The sequence below is a fragment of the Kitasatospora sp. A2-31 genome (genome assembly GCF_022288725.1).
Classification (GTDB): domain Bacteria; phylum Actinomycetota; class Actinomycetes; order Streptomycetales; family Streptomycetaceae; genus Kitasatospora.
The window spans coordinates 1-13,068 of the sequence record NZ_JAKNTA010000021.1; the positions used below are offsets into that span (position 1 = coordinate 1).

Here is a 13,068-nt window from a genome sequence, read left to right on the forward strand (position 1 = left end):
GCGTACAGCACGTCGATCTTCGGCTGCGACTTCAGGAAGGCCTGCATGACCTCCTTGCCCTTGGCGCGGGTGAAGTCGCCGGTCTGCGAGGCGACCACCTTGAACTTGGGCTCGCCCTTGACGGCGTCCGCGAAGCCGGACTTGCGGTCGTTGGCCGGCGCTGAACCGGTGGTGCCCTCCAGCTGGACGACGTTCACGTCACCACTGGCGGCCGCGTACTCCTTGACCAGCCACTCGCCTGCCTTCTTGCCCTCCTCGACGAAGTCCGAGCCGAGGAAGGAGACGTAGAGCGACTCGTCCTTCGAGTCCACCGCGCGGTCGGTCAGGATGACCGGGATGTGCGCGTCCTTGGCCTCCTTCAGGACCGTGTCCCAACCCGACTCCACCACCGGGGAGAAGGCGATCACATCGACCTTCTGCTGGATGAACGAGCGGATCGCCTTGATCTGGTTCTCCTGCTTCTGCTGCGCGTCGGAGAACTTCAGCTCGACGCCGGCCTTCTTCGCGGCCTCCTGGATCGACTTGGTGTTGGCGGTGCGCCAACCGCTCTCCGCGCCGACCTGGGAGAACCCCACGACGAGCTTGTGGCCGGAACCCTTGTCGGCCGAGCCTCCGCCGCCGGAACCACAGGCGGCGAGGACGGCAACCATCGCACCGGTGACCAGGACCGAAGCAACTCTCTTGGACATGTGGGGACTTCCTCTCGGAATCGTCGATCGCACGGACGGCGGCAACGGCCCGCGTTCACGGGGTGGGGCGAAGCGACTGAGGGGCCGAGGTGCGGCCCAGGGGCGACGCGGCACCATCCCGTCCATCCGGGCGCGGTGGTGACGCGGTTGCGCTCGAGACGAGATTGTTAGCGCTAACAATCGGGTCGACAAGACCCGCCCCCGCCCGTTACCCAATCTTGACCTGCGGCGCGGCGAGGTCCTGGCCGATTTCCGGCCTGTTACCGCCCCTTGACGCTCCGATGGCCGAGCTGGGCTGAACGGCGATGGGAGCGCTCCCACGGATCGGACTCCCATGCATCGGACTCCCATGCATCGGACTCCCATGCATCGGACTCCCATGCATCGGACTCCCCTGCATCGGACTCCCCTGCACTGGGCTCCCCTGCACCGGCTCCCCCGTGCTCCGGGCCCCGCCGGCCACCGGCGGGGGGGGCGCCGAACAGGGGCGACACGAGCGTCCCGCGCCCGGCGGCGTGCGAGACCACCGGTCGGACGTCCCCGGCGGCTGGTGCGACACCGGCGACCGGGCCGAGAACATGGTCGACGCCGGCTGCCCGCCGCACCGTCAGGGTGCGGCGGGCCGACCGGTTCCGGGGCATGCGGGTGATCGGCAGCCGGGTCCGCCTCCGCGCCGCCGGACCGCTTTCGCCGGGGACGGGAACGGGCGGAGGCGGGGCTCCGTCACGGTCGGGCGGTCGCAGCCGGGCGCGCAGGGAGTCGCGCGCCCGGTGTCATCCCAGCTTCCACTGCTGGTTGCTGCCGCCACTGCAGGTCCACAGCTGGACCGGCGTGCCGTCACCGGTGGCCAGCCCGGCCACGTCCAGGCAGAGCCCCGACTGCACCCCGGTGACCGTGCCGTTCGGGTTCAGCTGCCACTGCTGGTTGGCCTGGCCGTTGCAGGACCAGACGATCGCCTTGGTGCCGGGGCTGGTGCCGTGCGCCTCGGCGTCCAGGCACAGCGTGCTGCCGCCCACGGTCACCGTCAGCTGCTTCGACGCCGTACGGGTCCAGGCCTGGTTCGCACCGCCGTTGCAGGCGTAGATCCGCTGCTGCGTTCCGAGCGCCGTGCCGTTCGCGTCGGTGAGGCACTTGCCCGCGGCCACCGCCTTCAGCGCGCCGGCCGTGCCGCCGCCGGACGTCCCCCCGTCCAGGCCCATGAAGTGGACGGCGGTGGCCGCCATGGCCGTCCCCTGCACCGGCAGTTGATGCCCGGCCCCGACGATGCTGTACGCCTCCACCTGGGTGACGCCGGCGCTGTTGTCGTACCGGGTGCGGTTCCAGTTGGCGGCGGGGGTGTCGGTGGCCGACGGGGTCCGGCTCACGCCGAGGACGTCGGTCCACTCCTTGATCTCTTCACCGAGGTTGTTGTGGCTGAGAACGGTGTCGGCGGTACCGTGCCACAGCTGCACCCGGGGACGTGGACCGGTGTAGCCGCGATCGGCACCGCGCGCCAGATCGCCCCACTGCTGCGGGGTCATGGAGACCTGGCCCTGGGCACAGGGGCCGTTCCAGCCGCGGACGGTGCCGGTGTGGAAGCAGTGGTAGGGCACGCCCATGAACGCCGCGCCCGCCTTGAACACGTCGGGGTAGTCGGCGAGCATCACGTTGGTCATCATCCCGCCCGAGGACTCCCCGGTCACGTACACGGCGTTGGCGTTGCCACCGTAGTGCTGCTCCGTGTACGTGATCATCGACATCAGCCCGACCGGGTCACTGCCGCCGTTGCGGGTCAGCGCCTGGTCGGAGGAGACGTCCCAACAGCTGCCGCCGGGGTTCGTCGAGGGGTAGATGACCAGGAATCCGTACCGGTCGGCCAGCGACCCGAAGTCGGTGCTGGAGTACATGTAGGGCCCGGTCCCCTGGCACCCGTGCAGGGCCAGCAGGATCGGCGGGTCGGGCCTGACGTTGTTCGGCACGTACAGGTGCATCAGCAGACCCGTCGGGTTGGTGCCGAAGTTCGTGATCTGGGTCAGCGACGCGGCGGCGGCCTGCGGGGCCGCCTGCAGGCTCAGGCCGACCGCGAGGCCGACCGCCGCGAGCAGGCCCGGTAAGCGGGACGTGAACGAGCGGAAGCGGAACATGGAGCCTCTCCGTTCGGGTGTGTCGTGGGTAGGAGGGAGGTCGTGGTGCCACCACCGGCGTGCCGGCACCTGCGGTACGCACCGGGGACCTCCGCCGGTACGCGCGTCAAACGCAGTGGAACGTCGGATGCAGGCGCCGGGTGTGGTCCAGGACGCGGACCGGCCCGTCCAGCCGGACGGTCGCGGTGAGCCGGATGTCGGTGCTGGAGGCGGCGACGCGCAGCTCCAACTCCCCCGGCTCCACGATGCGCCGCCCGTCGCGCCCGGTGAAGGACGCGACGTCCGCCGGGATGCCGACCCGGAGCCGCGTCCGCGTGCCCGGGGCCAGGGCGACCCGCCGGTAGCCGATCAGCCGCTGCACCGGCTGGACCACGCTGGCGACCGGGTCGTGCAGGTAGAGCTGGACGGTCTCGCTGCCGGTCCGGTCGCCGGTGTTGCGCAGGGTGAAGGCGAGGGCGACCGCCCCGTCGGTCGCGACGGTGTCCTGCTCCACCTCGAGGTCGGTCCAGGCGAACGTCGTGTAGCCGATGCCGTGCCCGAACCCGAACGCGGGGGTGGGGTCGGTGCTGGACACCTCGCTCGGGCCGGCCAGCCGGGCGGCGAGGTAGGTGGAGGGCTGGACGCCCGGGCGCGCCGGGATGCTGACGGGCAGCCGGCCCGAGGGGTCGGTCCGGCCGCTGAGCACCGCGGCGATCGCCTCGGTGCCGGCCTCGCCGGGGAAGAAGGTCTGCACCAGGGCCGCCGCCTCGGTCACCGCACGCCCCAGCGCGTAGGGTCGGCCGGCCAGCAGCACCGGCACGACCGGCGTGCCGGTGTCCAGCAACGTGTCGAGCAACTGCTGCTGCACGCCCGGAAGTCGCAGGGACTCGGCGTCGCAGCCCTCGCCGCTGGTGCCGCGCCCGAACAGCCCGGCCCGGTCGCCCAGGGCGACGATCACGACATCGGCGCGCCGGGCCGCCTCGACGGCCTCGGTGAAGCCGGAGGTCTCGAACCCGTCGATGCTCGCCCCGGCCACCGTCCGGATCTCGCTGCCGGGGAACTCCGCCGTCAAGGCCTGGCGCAGCGTGGGCAGTTCGATGCCGATCGGGACGTCAGGATGCTGGCCTCCGACGTGCACGGGGAAGGCGTAGCAGCCGAGCACCGCGGTCGGGGTGTCGGCGTTGGGGCCGATCAGCGCGATCCGGCGGGGGTGTCGCAGCGGCAGGGTGCCGTCGTTGCGCAGCAGCACCACGGCCCGCTCGGCGATCTCCAGGGCCAGCGCGCGGTTCTCCGGGCCGTCCAGGTCGACCGAGCCCCGCAGCCTTCCCGGATCGTCGAGCGGGCGGCCGGAGAGCGCCGTCGGGACGGCGTCCCAGTCCTCGTCCAGCAGGCCGAGTTGGGCCTTCTGCACCAGTACCCGGCGCAGTGCCCGGTCGACCAGCGCCTCGGGCACCGTCCCGTCCTCGACGGCGCGCAGCAGCGGCTCGCCGAAGGTCTTGACGGTCGGCAGCTCCATGTCCACGCCACTGGTGAGGGCGAGGGCGGCCGCCTCGGCCCAGTCCCCGGCGACGCCGTGCAGCAGCTTGAGGAAGGCGATGCCGAAGTAGTCGGCGACCACCGTCCCCTCGAAGCCCCAGGTCTCGCGCAGCAGTCCGGTGAGCAGCTCCTCGTCGGCGGCCGAGGGGACACCGTCGGTGTCGGTGTAGGCGTGCATGACCGACCGGGGGCGGCCCTCGCGCACCGCCATCTCGAAGGGCGGGAGGATGACGTCGGCACGTTCGCGGGCGCCCATGCCCACGGGGGCGAGGTTGCGTCCGGCGCGCGAGGCGGAGTAGCCGGCGAAGTGCTTGAGCGTGGCCACGATCCCTGCGGACTCCAGGCCCTGGACGTAGGCGGTGGCCACCGTGCCGACCAGGTAGGGGTCTTCGCCGATGGTCTCCTCGACCCGCCCCCAGCGGGCGTCGCGGACGACGTCGAGGACCGGGGCGAGGCCCTGGTGGACGCCGACCGCGCGCAGGTCACGGCCGATGGCGGCGGCCATCCGCCGGATCAGGTCCGGATCGAAGGTGGCGCCCCAGGAGAGCGGCACCGGGTAGGCGGTGGCGCCCCAGGCGGCGAACCCGGCCAGGCACTCCTCGTGCGCGAGGGCGGGGATGCCGAACCGGTTGGCGGCGGCGATGCGTCGCTGGCTGCGGGCGAGCGAGAGCGCGCCCAGCGCCGGGTCGACCGGTGCCGTGCCGAACGGCCGGGTCAACTGGCCCAGTCCGGAGGGGAGCAGGTCGTCGAGGTCGGGTGCCTCCTCCATGTCGTGCTGGTGCGGGGCGACGTCGCCGCCCTCGTCGGAGGCGCCGACCCAGACGCCGACCAGCTGGGCCAGCTTCTCCGGCAGCGTCATCTCGGCGATCAGGGCGTGCGCGCGTTCCTCGGGGCTGAGCGCGCGGTCGCGCCAGCGGTCGGTCGGGCCGGCGGCCGGGGCGGCGAGGTTCATGTTGCCGGTCACTTTCCTCCCACTCCCATGAGGCCCTGGACCAGGGCACGTCGGGCGAACAGGTAGACGACGAGGACGGGGAGCATCGACAGCACGACGGCGCTGAGCAGGCCGGGCACGTCGACGCCGTGCTCGGTCTGGAAGTCGTACAGGCCGAGGGTGATGACCTTGGTGCCCTCCGACTGGGTGAGGATCAGCGGGAACAAGAAGCCGTTCCACGCCTGCAGGGCGGCGAACACCACGACCGACGACAGTCCGCCCCTGGACAGCGGCACCACCAGCTGCCAGAACCCCCGCCACGGCGAGGCGCCGTCCAGGGCCATGGCCTCGTAGAGCTCGCCGGAGACGTCCCGCATGGCCCCGGTGAGGACCAGCGTGCACACCGGCAGGCAGAACGCCGCAGTGGGCAGGATGACGCCGATCAGGTGGTCGTAGAGGCCGGCCTTGCTGATCACGTAGAACATCGGCACGATCACGGCCTGCGCCGGGATCGCCAAACCCAGCAGGAAGATCCGGAAGACGGTGCCGATGGTCCTGCCCCGGACCCGCACGATGGCGTAGGCGAGCGGGGGCACCACGAGCAGCACGATGGCGACCACGCTCACCGTGACCACCAGCGTGTTGAGGAAGTCCCGACCGAAGCCGTTGGAGAAGTCGTCGACGTAGTTCTGCAGGGTCAGCTCGGAGGGGAAGGTGAGCGGCCCCTGCGAGGAGTAGTCGGAGCGGGTCCGGAAGGTGGAGACCAGCAGGACGTACAGCGGGAAGCCCACCAGGGCCAGCCAGACCAGCGAGCCGAGCCCGGCGAGGTGGTTGGGACGCCGGCGCATCACAGTCCCTCCGTGGTGCTGCGCATCCTGTCGTAGCCGGACAGGCGCACGACGGCGAGCGAGATCAGCGTGGCGGCCATCACGAGGACCAGGGCGATCGCCGAGCCCGCGCCGAAGTCGAAGCTCTTGAAGGCCTGTCGGTACATGTAGTAGGCGCTGTTGGTGGTGTCGGTGCCGGGACCGCCCTGGGTGAGGATGAGGACGGTGTCGAAGGTGGTGAGTCCGCCGACCACCATCAGGATCATCGAGGTGATGGCCGTGTTGCGCAGCTGCGGCAGGGTGATGTGGAGGAACTGCCGTACCTTGCCCGCGCCGTCGATCGACGCGGCCTGGTAGAGCACCTGCGGGATCGCCCGGGCGCCGCCCTGGTAGAGCAGGGCGTGCATGGGCGTCCACTGCCACATGCCGACAAAGGTGAGCACCGCGACGGCGCTGCCCTGACTGCCCATCAGGTTGCCGTCGCCGAAGAGCCATTCCAGCTCCGAGGGCACGCCGAAGTTGGGGTCCAGGATGGCGCGCCAGACCACCGAGACCGCGGTCGCGGACAGCAGCAGCGGGACGAAGAAGACCGCGGACAGCACGGCGCGGTTGCGCTGGTGGCCGGCCGCCCACACGCCCAGCAGGATGCTCACCGGGGTCTGCACGACCACGCCGGCCGCGGTCAGCAGCAGGGTCAGCCACATGCTCTGCGTCATCACCGGGTCGTGCAGCAGCTTGCTCCAGTTGGCGAGGCCGTTGAACGTCGGGGCGTCGACGCCGTTCCAGCTGGTGAAGGAGAGCACCGCCACCAGCACCAGCGGCACGATCGCGAACAGCAGGAAGAACACCGTCGCGGGGACCGCCCAGACGAGGCCCGGACGGGTCACCCCGGCGCCGGTCCGGCTCGCCGCCCGTGGGCGGGGAACCGGACCGGCGCCCCGCCTGCGACGGCCGGAGGCGGACACGAAGGAGGAAGCACTCATGGCGGTTCCCCTCAGGAGGCGGGCAGGGCCTGCATGGCCTTGACGAAGCCGTCCACGTCGAGCCTGCCGTCGAAGAACTGCTGGACGGCGGTGCGGATCGGCGTGCTGGCGGCCGGCGGGTACGCCTGGTCCCAGGACAGCTGGAACGAGGGGGCCGCCTTGACCAGGTCGTACTGGTACTTGGAGTAGTCGGGGTTGGCTGCGGTGCCGAGGAACTGCTCGGTGCTGGTGGTGGTCGGCAGGTTGCCGATCGCCAGCTGCGCCTTGACGAACTCGTCGGAGTACATGAGCTTCAGGAAGGCGGCCGCCGCCTCGGGGTGCTTGCTCTTCTTCAGCACCGAGTAGAAGTTGTTGGTGTTGCCGACCACGTTGGCCGCGTCGCCCTTGCCGCCGGGGACGCCGGGGAACGCGCCGTATCCGAGGTTGCCCTTGGCGAAGTCGGGGTTGGCGTCCTGCTGGGTGGCGTACTCCCAGGAACCCATCAGCTCGAAGGCCGCCTTGCCCTTGGCGAGCAGCGCCGGGGAGCCGCCGTCGGTGAACTTCACCGAGTCGAAGTTCGAGCCGAACGCGCCGGCGTCGAGCAGCTTCTTGAGCATGCCCAGGGCCTTCTTCGCGTCCTCGCTCTCCCATGCGCCCTTGTCGCCGGACAGCGCCTTCCGGAACAGCTCGGGGCCCGCGACGCGGTCGAAGACGTACTCGTACCACATCAGGGTCGGCCACTGGTCACCACCGCCGAGGGCGAACGGGGTGACGCCCTTGGCCTTGAGCACCCGGACGGCGTCGAGCAGGTCGTCCCAGGTCTTCGGGACGTTCAGGCCCGCGTCCGCCAGCACCTTCTTGTTGTGGAACAGCAGCACGGGCTGGGTGCCGCGCATCGGGATGCCGTAGGACTTGCCGTCGATCACCGCGGTGTTGAACACCGAGGGCAGGAAGTTGCTCTTCAGCCCCGGGTCCGCGGCGATCATGTCGTCCAACGGTAGCAACAGGCCGGACTTCACGTAGGGCTGGATGCTCCCGCCGCCCCAGTTGAAGAAGACGTCCGGCGCCTGCGGGGTGTTGATGACGGTGTTGAGCTTGGCCTGGTAGTCCGCGCCGGGGATGGTGTCCAGGACGGCCTTGACCTTGGAGCTCTTGTTGAAGGTCTCGACCAGTTGCTTCTCGACCTTGTTGCTGGCGTCCCCGTAGACCAGCACGTGGATCGTGCCGGAGTCCCCGCTCGCGGAGGACCCTCCACTGTCGCAGGCGGTCATCCCCACCACGGCCACGGCCAGACCGAGCGCACCGGCTAACGCGCGTCGCTTCATCAGCAGTCTCCTAAAGTTTCGACCCGCTTCTCGAAATCCACGCTGCGCCGGACGCTAGGTTGCGGAGACGTTTCGGGTCAATCCCTCGTACCGACGGTTACTGAAGCGTGATGCGTCAACTGCCCTGCGTCGCGCATGGCTTATGCTGCGTCCATGGACAAGGGCGATGAACTGGGGCGGGTGACGCTGGCCGACGTCGCGCGCGAGGCCGAGGTCTCCGTTTCGACGGTTTCGAAGGTCCTCAACGGCCGCACCGATGTCTCGGCGCCCACCCGCGTCCGCGTCGAGCGGATCCTGCGCGCCCACGACTACCGCCGCGCCGCGCGCAGCAGCGCCGAGGCGCCCCTCGTCGAGATCGTCTTCCACGAGCTCGACAGCCTCTGGGCGATGGAACTCCTGCGCGGTGTCGAGGCCGTGGCGAGCGAGCACGGCGCGGCTATGGTGGTCACCCGCAGCGGTTCACGCCACGCACCGGGACCGGAGTGGATCGAGGCGGTGCTGCGTCGGCGCCCCCTCGGGGTGGTCCTGGTCTTCTCCGGCCTGCCGCCCGAGCTGAAGCGCCAACTGCGGGCGCGGTCCATCCCGTTCGTGATCATCGACCCGGCCGGCAACCCCGATCCGGACGTGCCCTCGGTGGGCTCGGCGAACTGGGCCGGCGGTCTCGCCGCCACCCGGCACCTGATCGAACTCGGCCACCGGCGCATCGCCATCGTCACCGGCCCGGCGGACACCCTCTGCTCGCTGGCCCGGCTGGACGGCTACCGCTCCGCGATGTCCATGGCCGGACTGGGGGTCGACCCCGCTCTGACCGCCTTCGGCGACTTCCACGCCGAGGGCGGATTCGCCCGCGCCAAAGAACTGTTGGAGCTCCCGAAGCCGCCCACCGCGATCTTCGCCGGCAGCGACCTCCAGGCGCTCGGTGTCATGGAGGCCGCCCGGGTCTGTGGCCTGCGCGTGCCCGAGGACCTGTCCGTCGTCGGCTACGACGACCTGGACATCGCCCAGTGGAGCAGCCCCGCGCTCACCACGGTCCGCCAACCCCTGCGCGAGATGGGTGAACAGGCCACCCGTCTGATCCTCGCGCTGCGGGCCGGGGAGGCCCCGGCCACCCCCACCCGCCTCGAACTCTCGACCACCCTGGTGGTGCGTTCCAGCACCGTGCCGCCCGGCCGGCGCTGAGCCGGGCAGCTGAGCCGGGCACGGTCCGACCGGCCGGGCCGGCCCAGCCCGGTCCATCTTGCGGTCACGGCTCCCGAAACTTTCGAAAGGCGGTCCCCGGCGCCGGACCTGCCGCCGGACCTCCCGCGTTCGCCGCCACCAGGGCCGACGCCGCCGGATGTCCCGATTCGCCGGTGCGAGAGCGCGCCGAACATGGCGGAGTTCCGACCGAAAGCGTTGACAGCCTCTTGGAGCCGTGCCAACACTGTCGCCGTCGACAAGTCCGAACTGCGGCCTCGGTTCCGGGTCGTGTTCGTCAGCCACCGTCGGGGTCAGCGGCGTTGGTGACCGGTCGATTCCGTGCACCGCCTCCGCGCCGCCGTCAGGCACCTGCGGACGACGCGCATCGCCTTGCCCGAGGGCCGCCTCGACGTGTCGGTCAGGGCGCGCCTTCGCGTCGATTGTTAACGCTCACAGGCACGTCCACGTCAGGACGAGCCCTCCCGTCGGGACGAAGCGCCGACCCATCGGCGCGGAGGCCATTCCCCACCCGAAGGAGCACGATCCGTCATGTCATGGCTCACTCAAAGGAAGCGTCCCCGCAAGCTCTTGACGGCCGCCGCGTGCCTCGCCGTCAGCTCGGTCACCCTCACCGCGAGCCCCGCCGCCCACGGCGCCGGAGCGAGCACGCTGGGTGCGGCGGCAGCCGGCAGCGGCCGCTACTTCGGCGCCGCGGTGGCCGCCGGCCGGCTCGGCGACTCGACGTACTCCACCATCCTCGACCGGGAGTTCACCACGATCACCCCGGAGAACGAGATGAAGTGGGACACGACCGAGCCCTCCCGGGGGTCGTTCAACTTCGGCCCCGCCGACACGGTCGTCAACCACGCCGCCGCACACGGCCAGAAGATGCGCGGCCACACCCTGGTCTGGCACTCCCAGCTTCCCGGCTGGGTCCGCTCCATCGGCGACGCCACCACCCTGCGCAACGTGATGAACAACCACATCACCCAGGAGGCCACCCACTACAAGGGCAGGATCTACGCCTGGGACGTGGTCAACGAGGCCTTCGCCGACGACGGCAGCGGCCGCCACCGCAGCTCGGTCTTCCAGGACGTCCTCGGCGACGGCTTCATCGAGCAGGCCTTCCGCACCGCCCGCACCGCCGACCCCGCGGCCAAGCTCTGCTACAACGACTACAGCATCGAGAACTGGTCCGACGCCAAGACGCAGGGCGTCTACCGCATGGTCAAGGACTTCAAGTCCCGCGGCGTCCCGATCGACTGCGTCGGCTTCCAGAGCCACTTCGGGGCCGGCGGCCCCCCGGCCAGCCTGCGCACCACCCTGGCCAACTTCGCCGCCCTCGGCGTGGACGTCCAGCTCACCGAACTCGACATCGCCCAGGCCCCCGCCAACGCCTACGCCGACACCGTCCGGGCCTGCCTCGACACACCCCGCTGCACCGGCATCACCGTCTGGGGCATCCGCGACAGCGACTCCTGGCGCACCGGTGAGAACCCGCTGCTGTTCGACGGCAACGGCAACCGGAAGGCCGCCTACGGCGCGGTACTCACCACCCTCGACGGCGCCGGCGACGGCACCCCGAGCGGGGACATCGTCTCCGGTGCCGTCTACACGCTCGCCGCCGCCGCTGCCGGGCGCGTCCTCGACGAACCCGCCGGCCAGAACGGCAACGGCACCCCGCTCCAGGTCTGGGACGCCAGCGGCGCCACCAACCAGCAGTGGCGTGCCGCCCGCAACGCCGACGGCACCTACACCCTGACCAACCTCGCCAGCGGCCGGGTCCTCGACCAGCCCGGCGGCCAGACGGGCAACGGGACGAGGATGCAGGTCTGGGACCCCAACGGCGGCGCCAACCAGCGCTGGAAGGCCGCCCGCAACGCCGACGGCACCTACACCCTGACCAACGTCGCCAGCGGCCGCGCCCTGGAGACCCCCGGCGGCCGGACCGGCAACGGCACCCCCGTCCAGATCTGGGACGCCACCGGCGGCACCAACCAGCACTGGAGCTTCAAGTGAGCCGCCCGCGGGTGTCGGGCCCGCGTGCGTCCGTGATGCTCACCGCCGTGGTGGCGGTCGTGGCGGCCCTGGCGGCGATGCTCGTCGCCGGTCCGGCGGCCCGGGCGGCCACCAGCGGTGCCCTGCGCGGTGTCGGCTCCGGCCGGTGTCTCGACGTGCAGAACGCCGGCCAGAGCGACGGCGCGTCCGTGCAGATCTGGGACTGCTCGAACGGGACCAACCAGCAGTGGACGGCCACGTCCGGCAACCAGCTCACCGTCTACGGCAACAAGTGTCTCGACGTCCCCGGCCACGCCACCACGGCCGGCACCCGGGTGCAGATCTGGACCTGCAGCGGCGGCGCCAACCAGCAGTGGCGGGTGAACGCCGACGGCACGGTGGTCGGCGTGGAGTCCGGGCTGTGCCTGGACGTCACGGGCGCCGGCACCGCCAACGGCACGGCGGTGCAGATCTGGACGTGCAACGGCGGCAGCAACCAGAACTGGACCGGCCTCTCCTCCACCCCGCCGGGCGGCTCCTGCGCCCTGCCGTCGACGTACCGCTGGTCCTCGACCGGTGCGCTGGCGCAGCCGGCGAACGGATGGGCCTCGCTGAAGGACTTCACCGACGTGGTGTACAACGGCAAGCACCTGGTCTACGCATCGAACGTGAACGGCTCCTCGTACGGTTCGATGGCCTTCGCCCCCTTCACCAACTGGTCGGACATGGCCTCAGCGCCCCAGACGGGGATGAACCAGAACGCGGTGGCACCCACCCTGTTCTACTTCGCGCCCAAGAACGTCTGGGTGCTCGCCTACCAGTGGGGCCAGTGGCCCTTCATCTACCGCACCTCCAGCGACCCGACCAACCCCAACGGCTGGTCGGCGCCGCAGCCGCTGTTCACCGGCGGCCTCCCGGGCGGCGCCGCCCCGATCGACCAGACGCTGATCGGCGACGACCGCAACATGTACCTGTTCTTCGCCGGTGACAACGGCAGCATCTACCGGGCGAGCATGCCGATCGGCAACTTCCCCGGCAACTTCGGCTCCTCCTACACCACCGTCATGACCGACACCGTGAAGAACCTCTTCGAGGCCCCGCAGGTCTACAGGGTCAAGGGCCAGAACCAGTACCTCATGATCGTCGAGGCTCGCGGCGCCGGCGAGCAGCGCTACTTCCGCTCCTTCACCGCCACCAGCCTGAACGGCTCCTGGACCCCGCAGGCCGCGAGCGAGAACAACCCCTTCGCCGGCAAGGCCAACAGCCGCGCCACCTGGACCGACGACATCAGCCACGGCGACCTCGTCCGCGACAACCCCGACCAGACCATGACCATCGACCCCTGCCACCTCCAGCTCCTCTACCAGGGCAAGTCCCCCACCGCCACCGGGCCCTACGATCAGCTCCCCTGGCGCCCGGGCCTCCTCACCCTCCAGCGCTGAGCCTGCCTGATCCACCACGGGGAGCCCCGGCCGATCACGGCTGGGGTTCCCTCCCCGTCAGCCTGCCGGCGTCACCG

General features: G+C 70.9%; 9 protein-coding genes. 3 read left to right on the forward strand and 6 right to left on the reverse strand.

Features of this window, described 5'->3' with window-relative positions; translation table 11 throughout:
* The 6 genes from MCM47_RS35560 to MCM47_RS35585 form a co-directional block, all read right to left on the reverse strand.
* Positions 1-689 (reverse strand): ABC transporter substrate-binding protein (locus MCM47_RS35560; RefSeq protein WP_238951152.1); only part of this gene is annotated, 689 nt, incomplete at its 3' end.
* Positions 690-1,462: 773 nt separating this feature from the next.
* A complete protein-coding gene (locus MCM47_RS35565) occupies positions 1,463-2,812 on the reverse strand; it encodes a PHB depolymerase family esterase (RefSeq protein ID WP_238951153.1) in 1,350 nt (449 codons plus the stop codon).
* Positions 2,813-2,918: 106 nt separating this feature from the next.
* Entirely contained in the window at positions 2,919-5,279 is a 2,361-nt protein-coding gene (locus MCM47_RS35570; protein ID WP_238951200.1) for a glycoside hydrolase family 3 N-terminal domain-containing protein, read from the reverse strand.
* An 8-nt stretch (positions 5,280-5,287) separates the two neighbouring features.
* Entirely contained in the window at positions 5,288-6,106 is an 819-nt protein-coding gene (locus tag MCM47_RS35575) for a carbohydrate ABC transporter permease (protein ID WP_238951154.1), read from the reverse strand.
* Positions 6,106-7,068 (reverse strand): carbohydrate ABC transporter permease, encoded by a 963-nt coding sequence (locus MCM47_RS35580; protein ID WP_255753247.1) that lies wholly within the window; start codon positions 7,066-7,068, stop codon positions 6,106-6,108. Before MCM47_RS35580 ends, MCM47_RS35575 begins: the two co-directional genes overlap by 1 nt.
* An 11-nt stretch (positions 7,069-7,079) precedes the next feature.
* Positions 7,080-8,372, reverse strand: a complete 1,293-nt coding sequence (locus tag MCM47_RS35585) for an ABC transporter substrate-binding protein (protein ID WP_238951156.1) — start codon at positions 8,370-8,372, stop codon at positions 7,080-7,082.
* 153 nt (positions 8,373-8,525) lie between these two features.
* On the opposite strand from MCM47_RS35585, the gene MCM47_RS35590 reads away from it, so the two are divergent.
* From MCM47_RS35590 to MCM47_RS35600, 3 genes are all read left to right on the forward strand, one after another.
* A complete protein-coding gene (locus tag MCM47_RS35590; RefSeq protein ID WP_238951157.1) occupies positions 8,526-9,551 on the forward strand; it encodes a LacI family DNA-binding transcriptional regulator in 1,026 nt (341 codons plus the stop codon).
* 549 nt (positions 9,552-10,100) lie between these two features.
* Positions 10,101-11,570, forward strand: coding sequence for an endo-1,4-beta-xylanase (locus MCM47_RS35595; RefSeq protein WP_374209265.1), 1,470 nt, complete (start codon positions 10,101-10,103; stop codon positions 11,568-11,570).
* Between the two features lie 35 nt (positions 11,571-11,605).
* On the forward strand, positions 11,606-12,991 hold the full coding sequence (locus MCM47_RS35600) for a non-reducing end alpha-L-arabinofuranosidase family hydrolase (protein ID WP_238951201.1): 1,386 nt from the start codon (positions 11,606-11,608) through the stop codon (positions 12,989-12,991).
* The last annotated feature ends 77 nt before the right edge of the window (positions 12,992-13,068 follow it).

Excerpts from the sequence above, each read along its gene's own strand:
- MCM47_RS35565 (WP_238951153.1), bottom strand. The coding sequence starts at position 2,812 with ATGTTCCGCTTCCGCTCGTTCACGTCCCGCTTACCGGGCCTGCTCGCG.
- MCM47_RS35570 (WP_238951200.1), bottom strand. The coding sequence starts at position 5,279 with ATGAACCTCGCCGCCCCGGCCGCCGGCCCGACCGACCGCTGGCGCGAC.
- MCM47_RS35575 (WP_238951154.1), bottom strand. The coding sequence starts at position 6,106 with ATGCGCCGGCGTCCCAACCACCTCGCCGGGCTCGGCTCGCTGGTCTGG.
- MCM47_RS35580 (WP_255753247.1), bottom strand. The coding sequence starts at position 7,068 with ATGAGTGCTTCCTCCTTCGTGTCCGCCTCCGGCCGTCGCAGGCGGGGC.
- MCM47_RS35585 (WP_238951156.1), bottom strand. The coding sequence starts at position 8,372 with ATGAAGCGACGCGCGTTAGCCGGTGCGCTCGGTCTGGCCGTGGCCGTG.
- MCM47_RS35590 (WP_238951157.1), top strand. The coding sequence starts at position 8,526 with ATGGACAAGGGCGATGAACTGGGGCGGGTGACGCTGGCCGACGTCGCG.
- MCM47_RS35595 (WP_374209265.1), top strand. The coding sequence starts at position 10,101 with ATGTCATGGCTCACTCAAAGGAAGCGTCCCCGCAAGCTCTTGACGGCC.
- MCM47_RS35600 (WP_238951201.1), top strand. The coding sequence starts at position 11,606 with ATGCTCACCGCCGTGGTGGCGGTCGTGGCGGCCCTGGCGGCGATGCTC.